Below are 24,539 nucleotides of genomic sequence, written 5' to 3'. Positions count from 1 at the left end.
CGGGCGCGGCGATCCGTACCGCCGGAGCCGGCGGAGGACCGGACTGCGGGCCGGGGCCGCCGGACGGAGGACCGCCCGGGCCACCAGGGCCGCCAGGCCCACCGGGACCTCCCGGACCCCCAGGCCCGCCGGGGCCCTTGGGCCCTCCTGGACCACCGGGGCCGCCAGGACCCTGCGGTCCGCCAGGCCCTCCAGGGCCGCCTGGGCCCCCGGGACCGCGAGGAACACCGGGACCTCCCGGGCCTCCGGCCGGGCCGCCCGGACCACCCGGTCTGCCGGGCCTTGGCGGCGGCCCCGGCGGACGACCAGGAGGTTGCGACCCCGGAGGGCCGGGCGGACGTGGAGGAGTGGTGACGGACATCCGCGCTTTCTCTTCCCCTCGTGCTTGCTGCGTACCCGGAAAGCCGGTCCCGAGAAACTTGACACTAGCTGGAGTTGGTAGAAACCCCACACCAGACGGTCCCCGTACGGCTATCCTGCGGAACCGTACCGCGACGGGGAGGACTGTAGGTCGAGAATGCCATCAACACCGACTACTAAGTCTCAAGTTCAGGCTTATCAGTTCGTTCTGCGACGGATGCAATCCGCGCTGGTCCGTCGCGACGCCGTCATGCTCCACGACCCGATGCGCACGCACACGCGGGCCACCATCGTGGGTGTCGTGCTGGCCGCGCTGGGCGTCCTGGTCTTCGTCATCTGGGGCCTGCTGAGCCCGAAGCCGTCCGTGCCCGAAGCGGGCAACATCGTCATCGGCGAGCAGTCCGGAACGGTCTACGTCGTGGCCGGGAACCCGAAGAAACTGATCCCGACCTTCAACCTCGCCTCCGCGCGGCTGCTGATCATCGCGCAGTCGAAGCAGGGGGCGCAGCAGGCGGGCGCCAAGCCTTCCGGACCCGCGCAGGCCTCCGAAGTGAAGAACCCCACAGTCGTCTCGGACGAACAGCTGAAGAACATTCCCCGCGGCCAGCTCATGGGTATTCCGAACGGCCCGCAGCTGATGCCGACGGAAACCCAGCGGGTCTCCCCGGACTGGGGTGTGTGCGACGAGGTCATGTACGACCCGTCGGTGCCTCAGCCGGACCTCACGAAGACGGAGACGACCGTCTACGCGGGTGTGAAGCAGCTAGGAAGCCGTGAACTCGGCCAGAACGAAGCCTTACTGGTCAAGGGCGCCAACGGCCGCGAATACCTGGTCTACCGGCAGAAGCCCGACCCGAACGTCCGGAACGCCAACGCCGTCAAGGCCGAGATCAAACCTGACGCCGACGCCGTCCGTTCCGCGCTGAAACTGCCCAATCAGCCCCGCGGTATCTCGCAGGGTCTGTTGGACGCGATCCCCGAGGTGCCGGAGCTGAAGCTCCCGGACGTCCCTGGCAAGGGTGAGCGCCCGAACTACGAGATCGAAGGCATGCGGGTCGGCGACGTGTTCTCCACCGAGCAGGCCGAAGGGCGGAAGGACTTCCACCTCATCACGAGGGAAGGCATCCAATCCATCTCGCCCGCCGTCGCGGACATCGTGCAGACCGGGAAGAACGACGGGAGCACCTCGGTCAAGTCCGTGCCGCTCGGCGCGATCCGCAACCTCACGCGGGTTTCCCAGGTCGTCGAGCTCGACGCGTACCCCCAGACCGTGCCGACGGTACTCAACGCGACCCAGGGTTCCCGGGTCTCCTGCCTGAGCTGGTCCATCACCGGCGAGGGCGCTTCGCGGGACGCGCACACGGCCGTGTTCGTCGACGACAAGCTGCCCAAGGGCAGGAACGCCGACGGGTCCGCCCCCGGCGTCAAGATCGGTACCCCCGGCCCGGTCGGCGCGCCGATCAACAGCTTCTACATGGAGCCGGGTTTCGCGGCGGTCGTCCAGTCGGCGACCGGCAAGGAGACCTTCGACAAGGGGCCGATCCAGCTGATCTCCGATCGCGGGATCCGATACGGCGTCCCCGACGCCGTCACGGCGGATTCGATCGGTCTGAACAAGCGGGTGCCCGCGCCCGAGTCCATCGTCAGGATCCTGCCGACGGGCGCTTCGCTGAACACGCAGGACGTGCTCCGGACGTTCGACACGGTGCCGATCGACGATAGGGCCGGTTCGGTCGCCACGCAGTCGCAGCAGGCTCCGGCGGGTAACTGAGCACGGGAACCCCCCGGGCGGCGCGAGCGTCTCAACGCCCGAGCGGAATCGGGTGAGTGGAGGGTGCAGTGGCCGGCCTGAAGATCGACGGCGACGTCGTCGGTGACTACGCGAAACGGGTGGACGCGGCCGCCGGAGAGCTCGACCTGGCGGCCGCGGAGGTGACGGGTGCGGGCGTCACCGTCGAGTCACACGGCACGCTGGGCGAGGAACTGGGCCTTGGCGCGTCCTACGGGCGTGCGGCCGAGGCCATCCGGCGTCAGCTGGTGGAGGGCGCGGCCGCGCTGAGGTCGGCGTCCGAGGCCCTGCACACGGTGACCGCGCGGCACGCCGGGCACGACGACGAGGCCGCGCAGACGATCAAGCGCGCAGTGGAGCTCTGAACCGCATGATCGCCGAATCGGAGAACCCGACGGATTCCATCCCGCACCCGATGGCGGCCGCACGCCCTGCCGCTCCCGAGGCGCCCCCGATCGCGTTTAGCCCGCTAAACGCGACGGGGTCGGGCGGCGAGGAGCTGATCGAGGCCGCGGCACCGCATCTCGCCTTCGTCTCGGAGCTGTCCGGGCATCTGGGGCTGATCGATCCGGTCGAGGCCTACCTGACCCCGCTGGCGGGGCGCTGGGAGGACTTGAAGAACGAGGCGGACCTGCTCCGGAAAGCGGCGAAGACCGCGGGCAACGTCTCGAAAGAACTGTCGGAGGACCTCGGACGTCTCGACGCCGGTTGGTCCGGCAAGGACGCTGACGCCTTCGTCGCGTACATCGTGGACATCAACGCCGCAGGCTCCGACGTCGAAGACGCCCTCACCACGCTGGCGAGCTCGCTCGACGAACTGGTGCTGTCGATCCGCCGCATCCTGACCGACCTCGTCGAGGTCCTGATCGACACGGCGGAACTGACCTCCGAGACCGCGATGCTGCCGGTCGGCGGCGTCCGGCGGGCGCGGACCCAGCTGGAGGAGGCGCAGGAGTCGGCCAAGGCGCTCTACGAAGCCGCACGCAATGTCCTCGAAGGCTTCGTGCGGTTTTGCGACGGCGTCGACGATCCTGACGCCGGCTCGCGGAGCATTTCGATCGCGCACCGGTACCCGCAGGACGAATTCAAGCTTCACGACGATTCCGAGGCGCAGGGTGCGCCGGTGCCTGAGAAGGCTTCCGCTGAGGTGGATTCCGGCGCGGCGGCTGAAGAGCAGTCGACGTCGCCGTCCGCGGCCGACGGCAGGCAGACCGGGTCACAGGAGCCGCTGATCGAGCAGGGGCAGGCACTGGTCTCGGAGGTCGCGCCCGTTCAGGCCGCTCCGGCTCATGGGCAGGGGGTCGCCGGGGCCGGATCGGCGATGATGCCGATGGGGATGGCGCCGATGATGGGGATGGGCGGCATGGGCGGAGGCCAGACGGCTCACCAGTCCAAGACGCGGCCCGCCTCGAAGCCGTCCGATGTGGTCGGTGAGCCCGGCCAGGTCGTCCCGCCCGTGATCGGTGAGGACGAGAAGCCGGCGAAGCCCGCTCCGAAGCCCAAGCCCGCCAAGTAGGCAGAGCGACTTTCGCGGGCTAAGTGCGATCTGGGCGGCTCGGAGGCGAGTCCGCGTCAGATCGCACTTAGCCCGCGAAACGCAGGTCCTACGGGGTCTTGCGGCCCGGTGAGGCGGCCGGCCGGTTGCGGCGGACCGAGTGCACCACGAACAGCGTGACGAGCAGCGCCACCAGGCCCCCGCCAGTTCCGGCGAGCGCGACGATCATCGGGGCCGGGTCGCGGTCGTTCGCCGGCGGCAGGTTCGCGGGCAGCTGGACCGGCTTGGCCTTGTCCGCCTCCGAGGGCACGATCGCCGTCAGCGCCGCGATCGGATCGATGACGCCGAAGCCGACGAAGTTGTCCCGTCCGCCCGGCGCCGCGGGGTGCTGTGCTGTCGCCTTGATCCGGTTCATCACGTCACGGGCGCTCAGCTCCGGGAACTTTTGGCGCACGAGCGCGGCCACGCCGGCGACGTACGGGGCGGCGAAGCTGGTCCCCTGGATGGGGCCGGGGTCCTTGCCACCCTCGATGGTCAGGTTGGCCAGGCTGCTGGACCCCTCCGCAGGGTCCAGCGAGATGATCTTGGTGCCCGGCGCGGCGACACTGACCCACGGCCCGTGGACGCTGAACTCCGCGACACCGCCGGTCTCGTCGATCGCCGCGACCGACAACACGTCTTCGGAGAACCAAGGCGGAGTGACGATCGTCTTGGGGGCCTTGGGATCCGGTTGATCGTTCTGCGGGCACTTGTCGCCGACGTTGCCCGCTGCCGCGACGACGACCACATTGCGATTGACGGCGTAGTTCACCGCCGCCTGAAGCTCCTGCTCGCCCTTGGTGATGCTGCCGCTGGCTGCGCGGCAGTTGTCGACCGACATGTTGATGACGTTGGAGCCCTGATCGACGGCCCGGACCACCGCTTGCGCGAGCGTGGTCAGTGTGCCGGCTGTCTTGCCCTGTTCCTGCTGCCGTCCGCCCTTGTCCTGGCCCGGTGAGGTTCCGCCGACAGCACCGTTCCCCTGGGAGGACGGCGGTAGCTGCGAACCCGGATTGTTCGACGAGGAAGGGGGAGCCGGGTTGTTGGAAGAAACCGGTGGCGGCGGCTCTTCCTTCTTCTCCGCTTCCTCGTAGTTCTGGCTGGACTGGCGGATCGACAGGATCGTCGCGTCCGGCGCCACCCCTCGGAACCCGATGCTCGCGTCGGGCGGGTTCGCGGCGATGATGCCCGCCACCTCGGTGCCGTGGCCGTCACAGTCCTCGAGCCCGGGTGCCTTGCCTCCGCCGGGCGTCGCGACGTAGTCGCCACCCGATTCGACACGGCCCCCGAAGTACGGGTGCGCGGAGACACCGGTGTCGATCACGGCGACCTTGATGCCGCCGCCGACCGACTTCTCGGCGCCGCGCATCAGCTGGTGGACCTTTTCGATCTGCAGGTACTCCTGGCCCCAGGGCCGGTTCTTGATGTCGACCTGGTCGCCGCCGAGCTTGCTGCGCTGGACGCACTCGGTCTTCTTCTCGTAGGTCTTGTCCGGTTTCCCCGAGTCGTTCGGCTTCTTGGACGGGTCCACCCGGGGTGGAGTCGCGTAGTAGCCGCCGGCGTCCGGCGCGACGCTGCTTTGCTGCGCCCACGCGGGAAGAGCCACCGACGCCGGCGAAAGAACACCGATACCGGCCGCCAGCAGCACCGTTCCGGTACGTCCGGCGAGGCCGAGGTGGCGGACGCGCGTCCCCCTGGACTTCCGCGCTACGGCCATCAGAACATCATCCGATCGGGTCGTCACTTGAAGTTGAGGTGGCGCAGCGTCGTGTAGAGATCCATGACGCCGAGCGCCAGCGGGAGCACCGTCGCGATGAAGACGGCCTCAAAGATCTCCACCGTCCGCCGCAGCGGCGGCGAGAAGCGCTGGTTCGGGAAGATCACGCCGACCACGAGCGCGCCCGCGCCGATCAACAGCAGCGCGCCGAACACGAAGAGGACGCGGTTCAGCGGGCTCGCCGACCACATCCAGCCGAGCAGGATGCCCGCGCCGGACACCATGCCGGTGGTCAGCAGGGCGATGGCCTGCGCGCCGTTCGCGTACGCCCGCGCCCTGAGGAGCAGGACCAGCGTGGCGATCACACCGAGGATCGGCCCGAAGACCGTCGGCGAAGTCGAGGCGATGATCGCGAACAGCGCCGTGGCCGCGCCGCAGCCGGTCAGCAGACCGGTCATGTACTCGTGGGCGACCGCGGTGCGGCGTTCGATGGCGCGGTAGTCCGGGAAGCCCGAGTCTTCCTTGAGCTCTTCGGCGCTGCCGGGAACGTGCGGCGTCGGAAGGGCGGCGAGCTTGATCGTCGCGCGCGGCAGGATCGAGATGCAGGCCAGCGAGAACGCGGTGGCGCCGGCGGCGATCCCGGCGATCGGGGTGTCGATGAGCGTCGCGGCCAGGAACGTCAGCGCCGAGATCGTGGCCGTCGTCGCGGCCGCGATGAAGGTGGTGATCCCGTGTCCGATGACGAGGATGCAGACCGCCGCCACGATGATCACGAGAGTGCTCGCGAGCAACAGGTTCGCCCACAGGGACAGCCCCGGCACGATGTAGAACCCGCTGACGAAAGCCAGCGGCAGACCGCCCGCGGCGGCGATCAGGACGCCGGTCGCCTCGGCCTGGTACGCCTTGGCCAGTGTCGCGCCGATCGCGACGCACGCGATCGCGCCGACACCGCCGGCGATCGCGGCGGCGAGCGCGTTGCCGCCGTAGAAAGAGCCACTGGTGAAGAGCGCGAGGGCCGCGAAGAACAGCGCCAGGCCGCCCGCGATGTGCCCGAAGCGGCGTGCCGTCTCCTTGGTCCACGGACGGAAGCTGTCCGGGGACGACTCGGCGATCGCGTCGACGACGTCGTCGTACAGCGGGGGCGGCGGGTTCTCGTTGCGCTTGCGCAGCTGCAGCAGCTCGCCGTCGACCACCCCGAGGGACGCGAGGGTCCGGCTCGGGTCGAGCGGTGCGTCGCCCAGCTTCGCCAGCGCCCAGCCGCCGTGGCGGGCGCCGCCGTCCGGCGTCGCCTCCTTCGCCATCTCCAACAGCATGGGCAGCAGGTCCGCCACCGCGACGTCAGCCGGCAAAGCCACGTCGATCCGGGTGCGTGGCGCGACCACCGTCACCCTGCTGAATACCGTCGTGCCCGTTGCCACTGCCTTCCCCCTGCCCTGAGAGTCTGCTCCCGGGGGAACCTATACCGAACCCGGGTGCCCACATCATCGACTGTCGGAAAAAGACCGGCAAAAGTAGGAGAGGCGACCTGCGAAGCCTCCCTGACCGGCTGCCGGCGCGTCGACTTTAGCGGGCTAAACGCGACGCGCCTGAGCCCCGGGCACCTGGGCGCCCCGGACCGCCGGATCGCGTTTAGGGGGCTAAACGCACGTCCGGGCGTGTGGGCGCCGGATCGCGGTTAGCCCGCTAAACGCACGTCGGCGGAGCCGGAGCCCTACACTCCCGACATGCGTACGGCCCCGGCCGGGGCCGTTCTCGGCGTTGTCCGGATTTCACCGGCCACGTTCGATAGGTTGTCTCGCGCACCAGTACGCGCACCAACGGTGGCCGCCATCGTCGAGTTTGAAGAGGGGTCCTTCGATGAGCACGCTGCAGTTCAAGAAGTCACCGCGTCTGGCGGCGCCGCGGCCGCCGGGCGGCGAGGTGCATCTCGAACCGCCGCCTGAGGTGCCGCGCACCATCCCGGGCAACATCGTCATGAAGCTGCTTCCCGCGGTGATGATCGTCGCCTCCATCGGGATGATGATCTTCATGTTCACGACCGGTGGACGTAATCCCATGATGATGATGATGGGCGGCATGATGGTGCTCAGCACCGTCGGCATGATGGCCGGCGGCGCGGGCAAGGGCGGCGGCGCCAAAAAGGCCGAGATGGACGAGGACCGCAAGGACTACCTGCGCTACCTCGGCCAGATGCGCGACAGGGCCCGCGAGGCCATGGTCGACCAGCGCGCCGCTCTCGAATGGGTCCACCCCGACCCGCAGACCCTGTGGTCGCTGGCCGCGAGCCGCCGCATGTGGGAACGCCGCCAGAACGACCAGGACTTCCTCCACCTCCGCGTCGGCCGCAGCTCGCACCGCCTCGCGACGCGGCTGGTGCCACCGCAGACCGGCCCGGTCGACGAGCTGGAGCCGATCGCCACGCTCGCCCTGCGCCGGTTCGTCCGCGCGCACTCGATCGTCCCGGACCTCCCGACCCAGATCACCCTTCGCGGGTTCGCCGCGGTCAGCATGCAGGGCGACCGCGGTCTCACCCGCGGCCTCACCCGCGCGATGCTGGCCCAGCTGGTCACCTTCCACAGCCCCGACGACGTCCTCATCGCGGTCGCGACGGCGGGCCGTGCCAAGGAGGAGTGGGAGTGGGCGAAGTGGCTGCCGCACGCCCAGCACCCGGCGCTCGCCGACGGTATCGGCCAGCTGCGGATGATGGCGGGCTCCCTCGCGCAGATCGAGCAGTGGCTCGACGAAGAACTCCGTGACCGCCAGCGGTTCTCCCGCAACGCGACGCCGGCCCCGGACCAGCCGCACATCGTCATCATCGTCGACGACGCCGAGGTCACCCGCGAGGAGCAGATCATCCTCGAAGAGGGTCTGGTCGGCGTCACCCTGATCGACCTTTCCGACTCCATCGGCAACCTCGCGGCCCGTCGTGGTCTGCGGCTAGTCGTCGAGGAAGACCGCCTCGGCGCGCGCAGCGCCGGCGGCGTCGAGTGGTTCGGCCGTCCGGACACGCTCAGCGTGGTCGAGGCCGAAGCGCTGGCCCGGCTCCTCGCCCCGTACCGCGTCGGCACCGCCGCGCAGGACGCCGCCGAGGAAGAGCCGCTGCTGTCCAACCCCGGTCTGTTGGAGCTGCTGGGCATCCCCGGCGACCCGATGACCTTCGACGTCCAGCAGGCCTGGCGGCCGCGTCCCGTGCGTGACCGCTATCGCGTCCCGTTCGGTGTCGGCGAGTACGGCCAGCCGGTCGAGCTGGACATCAAGGAAGCCGCGATGGAGGGCATGGGCCCGCACGGCCTGTGCATCGGGGCGACCGGTTCCGGTAAGTCGGAGTTCCTTCGCACCCTGGTGCTGGGCATGCTCGCCACGCACTCGTCGAGCACGCTGAACTTCGTCCTCGTCGACTTCAAGGGTGGTGCGACGTTCCTCGGCCTGGACGCCGCCCCGCACGTCTCCGCGGTCATCACCAACCTCGCGGACGAGGTCACGCTGGTCGACCGGATGAAGGACGCGCTGGCGGGCGAGATGAACAGGCGCCAGGAGGCGCTGAAGAACGGCGGTAACTTCAAGAACGTCTGGGAGTACGAGAAGGCCCGCGAGAACGGCGCCGACCTCGACCCGCTGCCCGCGCTCTTCATCGTCTGTGACGAGTTCTCCGAACTGCTGGCCGCGAAGCCGGACTTCATCGACCTGTTCGTCGCCATCGGCCGTCTGGGCCGGTCGCTGCAGATGCACATGCTCCTCGCGTCGCAGCGGCTGGAAGAGGGCAAGCTGCGCGGTCTCGACTCGCACCTTTCCTACCGCATCGGTCTGAAGACCTTCTCCGCCGCGGAATCCCGTGCCGCGATCGGCGTGCCCGACGCGTTCGAGCTGCCGTCCGTGCCCGGTGGCGGTTACCTCAAGTACGACACCTCGACGCTGGTGCGGTTCAAGGCCTCGTACGTCTCGGGTCCGTACCGGCCCGCGGGCATCAAGGCCGCCGGCCCGGTCGCGACCGTGGTCCGCGCGGACAAGCGCCCGCAGCTGTTCGTCCCGGACTTCGTCGAACTGCCGAAGGAACCGGAGCCGCAGCAGATCGAGGCCGCGCCGGTGGAAGAGGCCAAGTCGGAGGAGGCCGTCGAGCCCAGTGAGCTCGACGTGATCGTGTCCCGGCTGATCGGCCAGGGCCCGCCCGCGCACGAGGTCTGGCTGCCGCCGCTCAAGGAGCCGAACTCGCTCGACACCCTGCTGCCGAACCTGAACCCCACCGACGACCGCGGTCTTTCCCCGGTCGGGTTCTTCGGCAACGGACGGCTCCAGGTGCCGATGGGTATCGTCGACCGCCCGTACGAGCAGCGTCGTGACCTGCTGTGGGCCGACTTCTCCGGTGGCGCCGGGCACGGTGTGATCGTCGGCGGTCCGCAGTCAGGCAAGTCGACCATGCTCCGGACGCTGATCATGTCGATGGCGCTGACCCACACCCCCGAGGAAGCGCAGTTCTACGCGCTCGACCTCGGTGGCGGTACGTTGGCCGGTCTCCAGAGCCTGCCGCACGTCGGTGGCGTGGCCGTCGCCCGGCGCGAGCCGGACAAGGCCCGCCGGATCGTGGCCGAGCTGACCACCCTGCTCACCGAGCGGGAAGGCCGGTTCGGCGCGATGGGCATCGACTCGATGAACGAGTTCCGCAACCGCAAACGGCGGGGCGAGATCAAGCCCGAGGAAGACGCCTTCGGTGACGCCTTCCTGATCGTCGACAACTGGAAGGCGCTGCGGGACGACTTCGACGAGCTGGAGACCTCGATCACCAAGCTCGCCACCCAGGGTCTTTCCTACGGTGTGCACGTCATCATCGCGGCGAACCGGTGGGCGGACATCCGCCCGGCGATCAAGGACATGATCGGTACCCGGTTCGAGCTTCGCCTCGGTGACCCGAGCGAGTCGGACATCGACCGCCGGGTCGCGGTGAACGTCCCAGCCGGACGCCCCGGCCGTGGTCTCACCAGGGACAAGCTCCACCTGCTGACCGGTCTTCCGCGTATCGACGGATCGAGCAACCCGGACGACGTCGCCGCCGGCGTCGCCGACGCGGTCGCGAAGATCAAGGCCGCGTGGAAGGGCCGCCCGGCGCCGCAGGTCCGCCTGCTGCCCGAGATGGTCACCTACGACGAGGTCCTCAGCATCGACACCAAGCGCAACACGAAGCTGGTGCCGATCGGCGTCAACGAGGAAGACCTCCAGCCGATCTACCTCGACTTCGCGGCCGATTCGCACTTCTACGCGTTCGCGGACGGCGAGTCGGGCAAGACGAACCTGCTGCGCCAGATCACCAGGGGCATCACCGAGCGGTACACGACGCAGGAAGCGGTCATCATCCTCGTCGACTACCGGCGCACGATGCTCGGCTTCATCGGCGGGGACCAACTGCTCGGCTACGCGGTGTCCGCCGCGCAGCTGGAGAGCATGGTCAAGGACGTGCACGGGTCGATGACCCGGCGCCTCCCCGGTCCGGACGTCACGCAGGAACAGCTCAAGACCCGGTCCTGGTGGACCGGTCCCGAGCTGTTCGTCATCGTCGACGACTACGACCTGGTCGCCACGCAGACGAGCAACCCGCTGAAGCCGCTCGCCGAATTCCTCGCGCAGGCGAAGGACGTCGGTCTGCACATCGTCGTCGTGCGCCGCAGTGGTGGCGCGAGCCGGGCGATGTTCGACCCGATCCTCGGCAAGCTCAGGGAGATCGCGGCGCCCGGTATGGTCATGAACGGCTCGCGAGACGAGGGCAACCTGGTCGCCAACGTGAAGCCGAGCCAGATGCCGCCGGGCCGAGGCAACCTCGTGACCCGGAAGCACGGCAAGCAGCTCATGCAGGTCTCGTGGATCCAGCCGGACTGACCTCCCGCGGAACCAGGTGAGGCAAGGGCCGGGCGTGGGGTGACGACGACGATCTGCGGGAGTGGCTTGTGACAGTGCGGGTAGCGGTGGACTTCGGGACATCGAGCACCTGCGTAGTCGCTTCGATCAACGGCCGTGAGCCGCAGGTCGTCGTGGTGGACGGGCAGCCCTTGATGTCGTCGGCGGTCTACGCCGCGCCGGACGGGACGCTGTTCGTCGGCCAGGAGGCGGAGCGGCAGGCGGCGGTGGATCCGTCGCGCTACGAGCCGAACCCGAAGCGCCGGATCGACGAAGGCGACCTGCTGCTGGGCGACAACGTCCTGCGCGTGACCGACGTCGTCCACGCCGTGCTGAAGCGCGCGGTGACCGAGGCGCGCCGGCTCGCCGGCGACGCCGAGGTCGAGCTGCTCGTCCTGACCCATCCCGCCGATTGGGGCGCGACCCGAACCCGGCTGCTCCGGCAGGCGGCGGGCGGGCTCGCGCGTCAGGTCGCGCTCGTGCCGGAGCCGGTCGCCGCGGCGGTCTATCACGCGGCGACGTTCGCCCCTGCCGACCTCAATTCCGAGCGCACCGTCGAGTTCAGCGGCCGCCCCGGCGACGCGCTGGCGGTACTCGACCTCGGCGGTGGCACCGTCGACGTCTCCGTGGTGCAGCGCATGCCCGGCAGCCCGGCGGATCGCAGTTTGCCCGCTAAACGCGCCGGGTTCCAGGTGCTGGCCACCCGGGGCGATCCGAGCTTCGGGGGAGCGGATGTCGATCAGGCGCTCCTGGAGCACGTGGGTTCGCTGGTGTCGTCGGCCGATCCGCCGGAATGGCGGAAACTCGTCGAGGGCCGCGAGCTCACCGACAGAAGGCGGCGGCGCGTCCTGCGGCAGGACGTGCGCGGCGCGAAGGAGACGCTTTCCCGGCACGCGTACACCGACGTCCCCATGCCACCGCCGTTCGCCGACGCCCATGTGACCCGGGAAGACCTCGAGCGGCTCATCGCGGGCCCGCTCGGCCGCGCGGTCGAGCTGACCGTGGCCGCGATCGGCGATTCCGGGCTGCGGCCGAAGCAGCTGACGGCGATCTTCCTCGTCGGCGGGTCGAGCCGGATCCCGATGGTGTCCCGGCTGGTGCACGAGCGGACCGGTGTCGTACCGACGACCCTGGACCAGCCGGAGACCGTGGTCGCCCGTGGTGCCCTGCGTGCGGTGCTGATCGACCCGGACCGGACGGGTTCGCTCGCGGGCTCCGCGGTCTCCCGTGCCGGGGGCGGCCCCGCGCCCGCGCCCGCCGACCGGCGTCCCGACGCCCCGCGCCCCCCGTTCCCGCCCGGCCCACCCCCGCAGAGCGCGTTTAGCCCGCTAAACGCGACGCGGCAGGGGCCGCCGTCGCCTCCGATGGGACAGCAGGGAATAGCGGCACCCCCGCCGCCGTGGCTCCCGGGTGAGCCCGCCCGGGAGCCCAAGGCCACCGAGGGCGGCGGGAAGAACAAGAAGCTGCCCTGGATCATCGCCGGGGCCGTGGTGGCCGTCGCGGCGGTCGTCGGAGGCATCCTCTTCGCGGTCAACAGCGGGGAGGCCGAGCCGGAGGGCCGCACACTCGCCCAGTACGACTACCGCTTCATCGCGCCGCCGGACTGGACACAGACCGACGACCGCGTCGCCAAGCGTCAGGTGGTGATCCACCCCAGCGAATCTCTCACCGGTGACGATCTCGTGGTCGCCCAGGAGAACGTGATGGACTACGACGCGACGGCCGACAGACAGAAGCTCGTCGACGAACTCGCCGCGCTGGCGCGGCGAGAGCCGGACAAGTACAGCGGCTTCAACGGCGCCGCGCAGTACGCCGGGAAGACCGTCATCTACTACCGCGAGACCAAGCCGAGCGCGCGCGTCGACTGGTACGTCGTCGTGCAGGGAAAGACTCGCGTCCACATCGGGTGCCAGTACGGCACCGGCTCGCCACTCGAACAACGCGTGAGCGCGGCCTGCGAGCAGGTCGTCAAGACGATGGTGGTCATCAACTGAAGGGGGAGGCACATGCCACCCGAACCCGAGACCGCCGCCGAACACTTCGCGCGTACAGGGCGCGACGCGGTCACTTATGCGCGGCAGGTCGCCCGCACGGCCAAGGCGCGCTACGAACGCCGCCGGGGTGAGAACGCCGAACTGGCGAAGCAATTCGGCAAGGGACGGCTCGCGGGCGGCGAGACCGCGCCGACTCCCGCCGTCGTCCGNGACGGGAATCGTCGCGGCTTTTCTCGTCCGGCAGCGGGTCAGTGTGGCGCGCCGACCTCGAATTCCGGGCTGGTGTTCAGCACCCGGACGGTGACCTTCTTCTGCTGCCCCGAAAGATCGATCGAGCAGTCGAACGTGGTGCCGTTCTCGACCGGCTGGCCGGAAGGACAGGACACGTTCTTCACGTCCGGCTCTCCGTAGTGCTCGTTGAGCACGCGGACGACACCGTCCTGGACCGACTTCTGGTCGAGCGTGTCGCCCGCGAACGCGCCGAGCAGCCAAGCGCCGACGCCGCCCGCGATCACGACGGCCGCGGCGATCCCGCCGATCAGCAAGGTCTTCTTGGAAGCCTTGGGCTTCTTCGCCGTCTCTGCCCCGAAAGCGCCGAGGCCGCCGTATTGCGAAGACTGTGTCTGCTGGGCGGGCTGGAACCCGCCGCCGTACTGGCCCTGCGGGGGAGTGCCCGGAACCTGTTGCTGTGCCTGCCAATCCTGCTGCTGCGGCGCGGGCTGCTGCTGTGGTTGCTGCCACGCCGTCCCCGGTGCTGGGGTGCTGCTTTGCTGCCAGGGCCCGGAAAAGGAGCCGGTGACGCCGGGCTGCTGCTGCCACTGTCCCGTGTAGGAACCAGTGGTCGCCGCGTTCGGGTCGTTCTGCTGCCACTGCCCGGCATGCGGTCCGGTGGCCTGGCCTTCCTGCTGCCAGCCCTGCTGCTGGTTCGCGGGATTCGCGGGCGGCTGCCACCACTGCTGCGGCTGCTGTTCGGGGGGCTGGCTCATCGGTGGTCACCTCGGGACTTCGGGAACTTCACGGCGTCGGGACGAAAGGGGGCCATGCCTCAGACGCCCTTCAACTCGTTGAAGCGGCGGTTGAAGTCGTCCTTGGCCGCCTTGTCCGGCAGCACGGTGATCTGCGAGGCGTCGGGCAGCTTGGGCAAGTCCTGCGCACTCGCCTTGCCGGTGAAGCGGAAGTCGTAGCGCAGCTCGATCTTGTGCCCGCCACCCTCGATCTTGGCGTCCATCACGATCTGGTTCAGCGTCCCGTCCGAGTTGAGGGAGACGGTGGTGTGCACCGGCGCCTTCTTCATCTCGGCCGTGACCGCCCCGCTGATCGACGGCGGCAGGATCTCCACCCGCCGTTCCATGAACTTCCCGAACGGGACGTCGGCGGTCAGCTCGATCCGGTTCTCCGGAAGGCTTTTGGCGCCCTTCACGATCTTCTTGTCCGCGTTGTAGGACACGGCGATCGCGTCGGCCATCTTGCAGGCGGTGATGATCCCGACCCAGGCGCACGGGATCGCCAGCCCGGCCTCCGACTTCGGCATCGAGACCCACGGTGTCGGGGCGAGGCTCTTGTAGACGGGGCCGAGGTACACGTACTCGACGGTCCCGTCGGCAGGCGTGTACCAGTCGATGCTGTCGTCCGGGTTCTTCTGCGAACGCTGGCGGCTGACCCGGCCTTCCGGCGAACCGGTGCGGGCCGAGGAGATCGTGCTGCGGATGTACTTCTCGTCGAACCGGAAGTAGGCGCCCGACTCGCTGGTGACGTCGCGCTGCTGGCCGATGGTGTCCTGGAGCTTGTTCATCGCCGTTTCGAACTTCGTGCCGACGTAGGTCGCCGCGTCGTCACCCTTCGGCACGGCGGTGCCCGCCCGCCCCTGGCCGCAGGCGGTGGTGAGCGCCAGCACGGCGCCCAGCACGCACAAGATGGTCGTTGGACGTTTGTTCATCGCCGTTCCCCTGATCGAGTCCCCCGCGCGCGGTGCGCGTCCGGATCGTCTCATCCTCTCCCGCGAAGGACGATGCCGTGGGCGGTTCCGCCACACCGGCGAGGTACAGTTGCGGGGCGCCCGCCGGGCGCCGGTCCTAGTATGGGACCCCGGACCGACCCCCGCTTCGCAGTAGGGTCGGGCGTGGGGGTATCTTCATATGTCGTTGTGCGCTGCGGCGCGTAAGCGCTAGGCCCGCACAGAACCCACACGCAATGTTGACGACGAGGTAGACCCTTGCCCACGTACAGCCCCAAGCCCGGCGACGTCACTCGTGCCTGGCACGTGATCGACGCCGAGGATGTCGTGCTCGGCCGGCTCGCGACCGAGGTCGCCACGCTGCTGCGCGGCAAGCACAAGCCGACCTACGCCCCGCACGTGGACACCGGTGACTTCGTCATCATCGTCAACGCCGAGAAGGTGGCGCTCACCGGTAACAAGCGCGAGCAGAAGTTCGCGTACCGGCACAGCGGTTACCCCGGTGGTCTGCGTAAGCGCTCCTTCGGCGAACTGCTCGACACCAAGCCCGAGCACCTGCTCGAGAAGGTCGTCAAGGGCATGCTCCCGAAGAACAAGCTCGGCCGCGCCCAGGCGAAGAAGCTCAAGGTCTACGCCGGTGCCGAGCACCCGCACGCCGCGCAGCAGCCGCAGGCGCGCGAGATCACCAAGATCGCGCAGGTCGCGCAGTGAGTGAGGAACAGTCTGTGACCAGCACCGAGACCGAGGCCGTCGAGGCTGTCGCGACCACGGAGACCGCTCCGGTCGGCGACGCCGTCGCGACCAGCGAGACCCCCGCCGCCCCGCGCCCGTCGCGTGCCGCCGGTGGCAACGCCCAGACCGTCGGCCGTCGCAAGGAAGCCGTCGTCCGGGTGCGCGTCGTTCCCGGTACCGGTGAGTTCAAGCTCAACGGCCGCACGCTCGAAGAGTACTTCCCGAACAAGGTGCACCAGCAGCTCATCCGTGAGCCGCTGGTGACGGTCGACAAGCCCGACTCGTTCGACATCTTCGCCAACCTGCACGGTGGCGGGATCTCGGGCCAGGCCGGCGCGCTCCGCCTCGCGATCGCCCGTGCGCTCGTCGAGGTCGACGCCGACGACCGCCCGGCCCTGAAGAAGGCCGGCTTCCTGACCCGTGACGCTCGCGCCACGGAGCGGAAGAAGTACGGCCTCAAGAAGGCCCGTAAGGCTCCGCAGTACAGCAAGCGCTGATCGCGCCTCTGGCGCAACCCGCGGAAGCGCCCATCCGTCTCTCGGATGGGCGCTTCCGTGTTTCCGGGGTCCCTCGGTCCCCGCTCGCCCCCAGTCCCACAAGTCACACCTGCCCCCTGCGCCCCACCCGTGTCACGTTTAGCCCGCTAAAGTCGCGCGCGTCGCGTTTAGCCCGCTAAAGGCGAGACGGGGGCGCGGGTGGGCAGGCAGGGGGACTGGCTAGGTTGTCGTGGTGGTTTTTCAAGGAGGTCGACAGATGGCTCGTCTATTCGGTACCGACGGCGTACGTGGCCTCGCCAACGAGGAGCTGACCCCGGAGCTGGCGCTCTCGCTCGCCGCCAGCGCCGCCCGCGTTCTGGCCGCCCACGACCGTTCGCACCGCCCGGTCGCGGTCGTCGGCCGTGACCCGCGCGCCAGTGGCGAGATGCTCGAGGCCGCCGTCGTGGCGGGCCTCACGTCCGCGGGTGCCGACGTGCTCCGGCTCGGCGTCCTCCCGACGCCCGCCGTCGCGTACCTGGTCGGCGCGCTCGAAGCGGATCTCGGCGTGATGATCTCCGCCTCCCACAACCCCATGCCCGACAACGGCATCAAGCTCTTCGCGGCGGGTGGCCACAAACTGCCCGACGGGATCGAGGACGAGATCGAAGCCGGTCTCGCCGCTCCCGTCACCCGTCCGACCGGCATCGGCGTCGGCCGGGTGAAGGACGTCCCCGACGCGGGTGACCGCTACATCCAGCACCTGCTGTCGGCCACCCCGCACCCGCTCGCGGGCCTGCGCGTCGTCGTCGACTGCGCGAACGGCGCGTCCTCCTTCGCCGCTCCCGAGGTGTACCGCAAGGCCGGTGCCGAGGTCATCGCGATCCACGCCGATCCGGACGGCGTGAACATCAACGAGCACTGTGGGTCGAATCACCCGGAAGCGTTGCGTGCCGCCGTCGTCGAGCACGGCGCCGACCTCGGGATCGCGCACGACGGTGACGCCGACCGCTGTGTCGCGGTCGACGCCTCGGGCGAACTCGTCGACGGCGACCAGATCATGGCCGTCCTCGCGCTCGCCCTCGCCGAGACCGGCGAGCTGACCAAGAACACCCTGGTCGCCACCGTGATGAGCAACCTCGGCCTGCACCTGGCGATGCGCGCGCACGACATCAACCTGGTCACCACCGCCGTCGGCGACCGCTACGTCCTCGAGGAGCTCCGCGCGAGCGGGTTCGCGCTCGGCGGCGAGCAGTCGGGCCACGTCGTCCTTCCCGCCTACGCGACCACCGGCGACGGCCTCCTCACCGCGCTGCGGGTGATGAGCCGCATGGCGTCCACCGGCAAGTCGCTCGCCGACCTCGCCGCCGTCATGAACCGCCTGCCGCAGGTGCTGGTGAACGTCCCGGTAGCGGACAAGGCGGCGGTCGCCGTCTCGGCCGCTGTCCGCGACGCCGTCGGCGCCGTCGAGGCCGAACTCGGCGAAGAAGGCCGTGTCCTGCTGCGCCCGTCGGGCACCGAGCAACTGGTCCGCGTCATGGTCGAAGCCCCCGCGCACGACACCGCACAGGCGGCCGCCGACCGGCTCGCCGGAGTCGTCTCCTCCGCCTCGTAACCCCTCTCACGATCTCCCCAAGTCGCTGCGCTGGGGTTACCGGCCCGGTACATTCCGTGTGCAAGGAACGGCACCGGGAGGGCTTGGGCCACGTCTGATCTCCGACGCAGATCGTTGCCCAGGGTGAGGGGGGAGACATGTCCGGCGGCCACAAGGTCGATCCGCAGGCGTTGACGCAGGCGGCCAAGGCACTGAGCGACATTCCGAAGCACGCTTTGGAGCAGCCGTTGGCCGCGGTCAAGGACATCCAGCTGGTCGCGATGGATTTCGGGCAGGGGCACCAGGACAGCTACGGCCCGTACCGGCCCGCCGTCACGCGGCTGGCCAACATGGCCGACAGCTACCTCAAGGCCGCTGACCTGTTCGCGCAGAAGCTGAACGCTTCGGGCGGCAAGTACGAGGCCAACGAAGCCGACACGAGTCAGTCCGTGAAGGCGAGCGGCCGGTGACCGCCCAGGAAGAAGACGACCTCCCGACCCGTGCCGAGGTCGAGCAGATCATCAACGACGAGCGGATCCCATGGGACGTCCGGCGTGATCTCGCTCTCCAGTACATCGACTACATCGAAGACGAAGACCCCGATGAGGTCGGCTTCGCCAGCGACGAGGACAAGAACGGTTTCCGTGACGCCGTAAAGGCGCAGATGAAGATCAGCGAAGGCGATCTCAACGGGAACAACTTCTGGGGCGGGATGCTGTCCGACATCCCGGTGATCAACAGCCTGGAAGAAAGTGTTCAGGTCGCGTACGGCAACGCCAAAGGCTATGTCGACAAGTTCGCCGAGGAAGACCGTCAGGCGAATCAGAAGGCCAACGCCGACGCCAGGACGGGCCTCGATCAGATGGCCTCCAAGGCGTCCGCGACCAACCCCGCCGCGGAGACCTCAGACCAGATCCTGGACTTCGGCAAGCCGTCGTTCCGGAACATCGAGATCTTCGTGCCGCTCTACAACCGTTCGGTCGCGGCGGTGCATTCCGGTGCGCCTGCCGACATCAACCAGTTGCGTGAGCTGTACGACCAGCAGAGGAAGATCCCGTTCGGGAAATTCGCGGCTGGTGCCGATGAGTTCACGAAGCTGAAGGAAGCGGTCGCCACTTCCTCCGGTGATGTTTCCGGGGAGATGAAGAAGAACCTCGGAGGCTGGGAGGGGGCCGCCGCAGACCAGGCCCGGACCTATCAGCAGAACTACGAGGCCAAGACGAAGGTCGTCGCCGACGGCGCGGAACACGCCGCCGGCGCGATGATGACGGCGGCCGGTTCGGTCGCGAAGTTCTGCCGTGACAAGGCCGACTGGATGATCAAGGCGTCGTGCGACCGCCTCGGCGAGGTGACCGCGCAGGACCTGGATCGGATCATCCGCATCGCCGAGCTCGGCAACAATGCCAGCCAGGACGATTTCAAGCACTGCTCGAAGTTCCTCGACCAGCAGTCGCGCGACATGATCAACGATGACGACTGCGACCTCGACAGCGACACGATCGATCACATCATCGGGCAGGTCAAGGCTTATCTGTCGGGGACCTTCAATCCGTTCTACTCGAAGTACCTGACCGACTTCAGAACCATGTGCGCCAATACCCACACCGCGGTCGCGGGGGCTTGGCAAGGCCTGACCGACTTCTTCAGCCAGCTCGAAGAGAATCCGTTCGTCAATCTCGACGCGGCGGCCGGGACCTCGGACGGTGGGTTCAAGACCGGCGGAGGAGCGGACGACGGCGGAGGTCGCGCCGGCGGGCCGGGCTCCGGACCAGGTAGTGGTGGCGGGGGCAACACCACGCCGATCGGCGACACGAAACCTCCCGCCCCTCCGGCGCCGCCGAGCCCGCCGGATCCGAACATCAACCCCGTCACGGACAAGCCGCTCGAAGTCGACCCGGAGACCGGCGAGGCGTATCCGATCGATCCGCGCACCGGTGAGGCGGTCAAACCGGAGGGCCCGGAATCCGTCACCGTCGAGCAGGGCGATCACAAGATCTCCATGGCCGAGCCCGGCAAGGACGGCAAGATGGGGATCTCGGTCGAAGACGGCACAGGGCAGCCGAAGGAGTACAAGCTCGACTTCGGTGACTCGCGGCCGTTGCCGGATGACACACCGAACCGCGGACCCGGGGGTGACACCGCTCAGTTGCCGGACGCTCCGCGCGCGGACGACCAGGCGTTCAAACCCGGTCCGGACGGCAAGATCCACATCGAGGACGGCGGCCTCAAGATCACCGCCGAGCGGCCGGACGGACCTGAAGGACCGACGCGCGTGACGGTCGACGACGGCAGTGGCAAGCCGACGACCTACACCCTCGGCGAAGAGAGCCCCGCGTCCAAGACCGCCGGCGGTGGCGCTCCCGAAGCTCGTTCGGACGTCGCCGCGCCGGGTGGCAGGCACGCCGCCGAGCACGTTCCCGGTCATCCGGTCGAAGCGGTGGCGAGGGACCATGCGACGGCGCAAGCCGATCCGGAGCCGGCCTCGCAAAACGGAGGCCAGTCCGGGCGAACGCACGACGTTCCGGCTTCCGGCGCGGTCGAAGTCCCGGCGGCCGCCACCGAACAGACCTCACCGGCGGCGGATTCGGAGTCGACCTCGCCACAGTCGCTGAGCAACCCCATGGGCGATGACGGACTCGGTGAGGTCTCCGACCCGGCGGGAGCCGGCGGCGGCGCGTCCACGTCCGCATCCTCAGGGCTCGGCTCGGCGCCAGGCGGCGGTGATCAGTCCGCCATGGCCATGGGCGGCGGAATGGGCATGATGGGCGGCGGCATGATGGGCGGTGCCGGAGCGGGCGGCAGTGGCGAGGATCAGCAGCGCACCTCGAGCGGCTACCGCGTCGACGGCGGTCTCTTCGACACCGCGACGTCGAGCAGCCGGATCAGTGGTTCTCTCGACGACGACGGTGTCATCGGGTTCCGCTAGCGGCCGGCATCAGCGAGGGGAGGACTGACCGTGGGTTCCGAAGACGCGCTTGCCGCGATGAAGAGCAAATTGGCGAACTTGGAGAGCGAGAACTCCGCCCGGATGGCTCTGCTCGACAAGCGCCGTGAAGAGGCGCTCGCCGAGGCCAAGGAGAAATTCGACAAACAGTCGAAGATCCAGGGCGGCGTCATCGTCCGGTTGCAGGAGCGCAACCGTAAGGCCAAGGCCGCGGGTGGCTGGGCGACCGAGTCGACGCTCAGCGAGAAGGTCGAGGACGACGGCGACTTCGGGTTCGAGGAGGACGAGACCGAGAACGAGCGCCGCGCCGGGTATCGGACGGCCGAGGAGCCGCCGATCGCGTACCGGCCGCCTGCTCCGTCCGTTCCCCCGCCGCCGCCTCCGGCGCCCGTGCCGGAGGAGCGTCCGGCCGGGCGGCATCGGCGGGCGGCCGCCGCGCGGGGCGACGACGACGATTTCGCCAACACCGACTGGCTGGCGACCTGAGCGGTCAGGTTCGCAGCGCTACGACGGCCCGCTCGACGCCGTGGAAGACGGCGTGCGTCTTGTACCGCACCTCCTCGGCGACGTGGTCGGGAGTCAGGATCTCGGCAAGGGCGCGAAGCGCGGCTTCGCCCTCGGCGACCGCGACTCGCGAGCCGGGGCAGGTGTGCCTGCCGAGGCCGAAGGCGAGCTCGGCGTCGGGGCCCAGCGGGATGGCCAGTTTGTCCCCGGCCGCGAAGTCCTTGCCCGCCAAGGAGAACGGCGCTGTCACGCGGCGCGCGGCGAAGCGGGTCGGGGCGATTTCGTGGATCAGGCCGCGTACGTCGTCGAGGACGTCTGGACGGCGTAGGAGTTCGAGACCGGCGAGGGCGAGGAAGTTCATGGAGTTCTCGTACGCCGCGTGGGCGAGCATCACCGGCGTGATCATCAGCTCGTCTTCGGTGATCCGGCCCGCTTCGTGCGCTTCGCGGAGCAGCGCCAGCCCGCCGCCTTCGACAGCCGTCGCCTTGAGGAAGAACATCGCGACCCTGAGCGCGGCGGTGTCGGCCCCGGCGGGCCCGCCCGACCAGACATCCAGATTCGCGGCGGTCTCCGACAGGTTCGTCAGCAGCTTCTCGCCGAGTGGCTCGACCGTGCCCAGCACCGCCTCCGTCACCCTGGCCGCCACCGGCCTGGCGAAATCGGCCACCAGGTCGAACCGCGCACTCGACTTTAGCGGGCTAATCGTGACGCGGAGGTCTGTGAGCAGGGCATCCGGCAGGGGCTCCACCAGGGCGATGACCTCCTTGACCACCGCGCGCAGCCGCCGGTGGCCGGCGCCGTCCATCAGCAGGAGATTCGGGGTCTCGGCCGCGGAACCGCCCGGGTTCGAGCTGAGCTCGCGGTCGCGCAGGGCCTTGACGCGATCCGCCGGATCGTCCAGCACGAAGAAGTCGTCCACGTTCGTATGATGCCCATGCGCGGCCGGAGGATGTGCCAGTGTCACCAGAAGTGCCCGACGAAGTGTTGCGGACCCCGCTCGTGCGCCGCCTGCTCGAACGCGCCGACGTCGATCGTCCGGCGTACACGCACCTCGACTGCTCGAACCGGCACGAGCCCGTCGAGGACACGCTGACCTGGGCCGAACTGCTCGTCAACGTCCGCGCTGTCGCGGCGAAGCTGCGTGAGGTGATCCAGCCGGGAGACCGCGTGGCGATCACGGCGCGACAAGACCTCTCTTACGTCGTCGCCTTCTTCGGCGCGCTGTATGCCGGGGCTGTCGCGGTGCCACTGTCCGCACCGGACGTCCGCGCTCACCGCGAGCGGCTGGTCGGGGTCCTCAACGATTGCGACGCCGACATCTGGCTCACGTCGGAGTCCTTGGTCGAGCGGTTGACCGAGTTCGCCAGGGCCGAGGCGGTTCCGGCGCCCCGCGAGATCATCGCCGTCGACACCTTGCCACTGGACCCGGCCGACCAGACGCCGCCGTCGCCGGTCTCCCCCGAAGACCCCGCCTACCTGCAGTACACCTCCGGCACGACGCGATCACCCGCCGGCGTGATCATCACGCATCGGGCGTTGTCGGCCGCCTGCTGGCAGATCTGCGACGCCTACGACGTCGACGAGCGCACCACGTGCGTCGGCTGGATCCCGTTCTTTCACGACATGGGGCTGGCGCAGTTGCTCGCGGGGACGATGCACTGCGGCGGCCGGACGGTGTTCATCGCGCCGCTGGAGTTCATCCGGCGCCCGGAGCGCTGGCTGCTGCTGATGTCGTCGTATCCGAACACGCTCACCGCGGCCCCGAACTTCGCGTACGACCTGGTGACCGAGGCCGTGCCCGAGCCGAAACGCGCCGAGTACGACCTCTCGACGGTGTCGATCGCGCTCAGCGGCAGTGAACCGGTCCGGGCGGCGACCGTCCGGGAGTTCCTCGCCGCTTATGAACCCCATGGCTTTCCGAGGGGCGCGTTCCGGCCGTCCTACGGTCTGGCCGAAGCCACGGTCTACGTCGCCAGCGGCGATTCCGGCGGCCCGGTGGTGACCGAGGTGGACGGCCGCGAAATCGTCGAGATCGGCTGGCCCAGGGGGCAGCGGGTCCGCGTCGTGCCCCCGCCGGATCGCGTTTTGCCCGCTAAAGTCGACATGGGCGAGATCTGGGTCAAGGGGCCCAACGTGGCCGCCGGGTATTGGCGCCGTCCGGAGTTGACCGCCGAGGTGTTCGGCGCCGAACTCGACGGGGAAGGCGGCTGGCTCCGCACCGGCGACCTGGGCATGATCCGCGACGGCAGGCTGTCGGTGACCGGCCGGATCAAGGACCTGATCATCATCGACGGCCGCAATCACAGCCCCCACGACATCGAGGAGACGGTCGCCGCCGCGCATCCTCTTCTCGCGCCCGAACGAGTCGCCGCGTTCTCGGTCGACGGTGATGAAGGGGAGGGTGTCGTCGTGGTCGCCGAGCGCGCTCGGAAGGCCCCGGACTTCGACGAAGCCGAGATCGCGCGGGCCGCCACCCGTGCCGTCGCCGAGCGGCACGACGTGCGGCTTCGTGCTTTCTTCCTGGTCAAACCCGGCGGACTGCCGAGGACCTCCAGCGGCAAGGTCGCGCGTTCCGCGGCCAGAACGCGGTACTGGACCGCGGATGGGACAGAATCCCTCCATGGCAGCTGACGGGAGCGAGTACGTCGACGAGATCAAGGCCCTCGTCTGCGAGACCTTCGACGTCGATCCGGACACCATCGACGAGAACACACCCTTCGCCGAGATGGGCGTCGACTCCCGGCGCCGCGTCCGGCTCCTGGCGACGGTCGAGGTGGAGTTCGGCATCGACATCGACCTCGACGAGCTGGATCGCCTGGTCGACATCCGCGGCGCGGCCACCGTGCTCGCCGAGGCGGTCGAGGCGGGTGCGAAACCCCGGAAACGCGGTCTACCAGGCTTCTTGCGCCGAAATCGTTTGAGTTAGCAAAGGTGTGAATGTCCCTGCGGCCCGGATGACCGGTGGGTACATTCTGTGTGCATATGCGATGGCACCTGATGCCGCCGGCGTGCGTCGTAGGTAGGACAACGAGGCGGATACAGCGGGACGAAGGGGGCACCG

18 protein-coding genes are annotated in these 24,539 nt (G+C 69.1%); 13 read left to right on the top strand and 5 right to left on the bottom strand.

The features are described from left to right. Positions 1-577: 577 nt before the first annotated feature. The 3 genes from eccB to LCL61_RS41265 all read left to right on the top strand — a co-directional run bounded on the left by eccB (position 578) and on the right by LCL61_RS41265 (position 3,665). The gene (eccB, locus tag LCL61_RS41275) at positions 578-2,131 is read left to right on the top strand and encodes a type VII secretion protein EccB (protein ID WP_340684750.1); all 1,554 of its coding nucleotides are present in this window, start codon (positions 578-580) and stop codon (positions 2,129-2,131) included. A 68-nt stretch (positions 2,132-2,199) separates the two neighbouring features. After that, complete coding sequence (locus tag LCL61_RS41270; RefSeq protein WP_340684749.1) at positions 2,200-2,514, top strand: hypothetical protein; 315 nt, start codon at positions 2,200-2,202, stop codon at positions 2,512-2,514. A gap of 5 nt (positions 2,515-2,519) precedes the next feature. Continuing rightward, a complete protein-coding gene (locus LCL61_RS41265; protein WP_340684748.1) occupies positions 2,520-3,665 on the top strand; it encodes a WXG100 family type VII secretion target in 1,146 nt (381 codons plus the stop codon). Positions 3,666-3,753: 88 nt separating this feature from the next. Here the strand turns inward: LCL61_RS41265 and mycP are convergent, their stop codons facing one another. Together mycP and eccD are read right to left on the bottom strand one after the other, a co-directional pair. After that, a complete protein-coding gene (gene mycP / locus LCL61_RS41260) occupies positions 3,754-5,400 on the bottom strand; it encodes a type VII secretion-associated serine protease mycosin (protein ID WP_340684747.1) in 1,647 nt (548 codons plus the stop codon). A 23-nt stretch (positions 5,401-5,423) separates the two neighbouring features. Beyond that, entirely contained in the window at positions 5,424-6,788 is a 1,365-nt protein-coding gene (gene eccD, locus LCL61_RS41255; protein WP_340688809.1) for a type VII secretion integral membrane protein EccD, read from the bottom strand. Positions 6,789-7,257: 469 nt separating this feature from the next. Between eccD and eccCa the strand changes: the two genes are divergently transcribed. Then, positions 7,258-11,265: a type VII secretion protein EccCa gene (eccCa, locus tag LCL61_RS41250; RefSeq protein ID WP_340684746.1), complete on the top strand. Its 4,008-nt coding sequence runs from the start codon at positions 7,258-7,260 to the stop codon at positions 11,263-11,265. Between the two features lie 68 nt (positions 11,266-11,333). Next, entirely contained in the window at positions 11,334-13,277 is a 1,944-nt protein-coding gene (locus LCL61_RS41245) for a type VII secretion-associated protein (RefSeq protein ID WP_340684745.1), read from the top strand. Positions 13,278-13,525: 248 nt separating this feature from the next. On the opposite strand, the gene LCL61_RS41240 is transcribed toward LCL61_RS41245, so the two are convergent. Together LCL61_RS41240 and LCL61_RS41235 are read right to left on the bottom strand one after the other, a co-directional pair. Continuing rightward, positions 13,526-14,263 carry a DUF4333 domain-containing protein gene (locus LCL61_RS41240; protein ID WP_340684744.1) on the bottom strand — a complete coding sequence of 246 codons (738 nt, stop codon included), beginning with the start codon at positions 14,261-14,263 and terminating at the stop codon, positions 13,526-13,528. A 59-nt stretch (positions 14,264-14,322) separates the two neighbouring features. Then, on the bottom strand, positions 14,323-15,213 hold the full coding sequence (locus LCL61_RS41235; protein WP_340684743.1) for a hypothetical protein: 891 nt from the start codon (positions 15,211-15,213) through the stop codon (positions 14,323-14,325). Between the two features lie 276 nt (positions 15,214-15,489). Between LCL61_RS41235 and rplM the strand changes: the two genes are divergently transcribed. From rplM to LCL61_RS41205, 6 genes are all read left to right on the top strand, one after another. Then, entirely contained in the window at positions 15,490-15,942 is a 453-nt protein-coding gene (gene rplM, locus LCL61_RS41230) for a 50S ribosomal protein L13 (RefSeq protein ID WP_005166833.1), read from the top strand. 14 nt (positions 15,943-15,956) lie between these two features. After that, positions 15,957-16,460, top strand: a complete 504-nt coding sequence (gene rpsI, locus LCL61_RS41225) for a 30S ribosomal protein S9 (protein ID WP_034304312.1) — start codon at positions 15,957-15,959, stop codon at positions 16,458-16,460. Positions 16,461-16,716: 256 nt separating this feature from the next. Next, positions 16,717-18,051 (top strand): phosphoglucosamine mutase, encoded by a 1,335-nt coding sequence (gene glmM, locus LCL61_RS41220; RefSeq protein ID WP_340684742.1) that lies wholly within the window; start codon positions 16,717-16,719, stop codon positions 18,049-18,051. Between the two features lie 137 nt (positions 18,052-18,188). Next, positions 18,189-18,500, top strand: a complete 312-nt coding sequence (locus LCL61_RS41215) for a hypothetical protein (RefSeq protein WP_340684741.1) — start codon at positions 18,189-18,191, stop codon at positions 18,498-18,500. Continuing rightward, positions 18,497-20,956 (top strand): hypothetical protein, encoded by a 2,460-nt coding sequence (locus LCL61_RS41210; protein WP_340684740.1) that lies wholly within the window; start codon positions 18,497-18,499, stop codon positions 20,954-20,956. Before LCL61_RS41215 ends, LCL61_RS41210 begins: the two co-directional genes overlap by 4 nt. A 30-nt stretch (positions 20,957-20,986) precedes the next feature. Continuing rightward, complete coding sequence (locus LCL61_RS41205; protein ID WP_340684739.1) at positions 20,987-21,460, top strand: hypothetical protein; 474 nt, start codon at positions 20,987-20,989, stop codon at positions 21,458-21,460. A gap of 4 nt (positions 21,461-21,464) precedes the next feature. Here LCL61_RS41205 and LCL61_RS41200 read toward each other — a convergent pair whose 3' ends face one another. Continuing rightward, the gene (locus tag LCL61_RS41200) at positions 21,465-22,397 is read right to left on the bottom strand and encodes a cytochrome P450 (RefSeq protein WP_340684738.1); all 933 of its coding nucleotides are present in this window, start codon (positions 22,395-22,397) and stop codon (positions 21,465-21,467) included. A 50-nt stretch (positions 22,398-22,447) separates the two neighbouring features. Between LCL61_RS41200 and LCL61_RS41195 the strand changes: the two genes are divergently transcribed. Continuing rightward, entirely contained in the window at positions 22,448-24,109 is a 1,662-nt protein-coding gene (locus LCL61_RS41195) for a fatty acyl-AMP ligase (RefSeq protein WP_340684737.1), read from the top strand. Next, entirely contained in the window at positions 24,099-24,404 is a 306-nt protein-coding gene (locus LCL61_RS41190; RefSeq protein WP_020633351.1) for an acyl carrier protein, read from the top strand. The genes LCL61_RS41195 and LCL61_RS41190 overlap by 11 nt, the downstream gene beginning before the upstream one ends. Positions 24,405-24,539: the final 135 nt, after the last annotated feature.

Origin of the sequence: Amycolatopsis coloradensis (assembly GCF_037997115.1) — a bacterium.
Taxonomy (GTDB): domain Bacteria; phylum Actinomycetota; class Actinomycetes; order Mycobacteriales; family Pseudonocardiaceae; genus Amycolatopsis; species Amycolatopsis coloradensis_A.
The sequence above is the reverse complement of the archived record's forward strand: the minus strand, read 5'-3'. Positions and strand labels throughout refer to the sequence as shown.

Excerpts from the sequence above, each read along its gene's own strand:
- LCL61_RS41265 (WP_340684748.1), top strand. The coding sequence starts at position 2,520 with ATGATCGCCGAATCGGAGAACCCGACGGATTCCATCCCGCACCCGATG.
- mycP (WP_340684747.1), bottom strand. The coding sequence starts at position 5,400 with ATGGCCGTAGCGCGGAAGTCCAGGGGGACGCGCGTCCGCCACCTCGGC.
- LCL61_RS41215 (WP_340684741.1), top strand. The coding sequence starts at position 18,189 with ATGTCCGGCGGCCACAAGGTCGATCCGCAGGCGTTGACGCAGGCGGCC.
- eccB (WP_340684750.1), top strand. The coding sequence starts at position 578 with ATGCAATCCGCGCTGGTCCGTCGCGACGCCGTCATGCTCCACGACCCG.
- eccCa (WP_340684746.1), top strand. The coding sequence starts at position 7,258 with ATGAGCACGCTGCAGTTCAAGAAGTCACCGCGTCTGGCGGCGCCGCGG.
- LCL61_RS41235 (WP_340684743.1), bottom strand. The coding sequence starts at position 15,213 with ATGAACAAACGTCCAACGACCATCTTGTGCGTGCTGGGCGCCGTGCTG.
- glmM (WP_340684742.1), top strand. The coding sequence starts at position 16,717 with ATGGCTCGTCTATTCGGTACCGACGGCGTACGTGGCCTCGCCAACGAG.
- LCL61_RS41190 (WP_020633351.1), top strand. The coding sequence starts at position 24,099 with ATGGCAGCTGACGGGAGCGAGTACGTCGACGAGATCAAGGCCCTCGTC.
- LCL61_RS41240 (WP_340684744.1), bottom strand. The coding sequence starts at position 14,263 with ATGAGCCAGCCCCCCGAACAGCAGCCGCAGCAGTGGTGGCAGCCGCCC.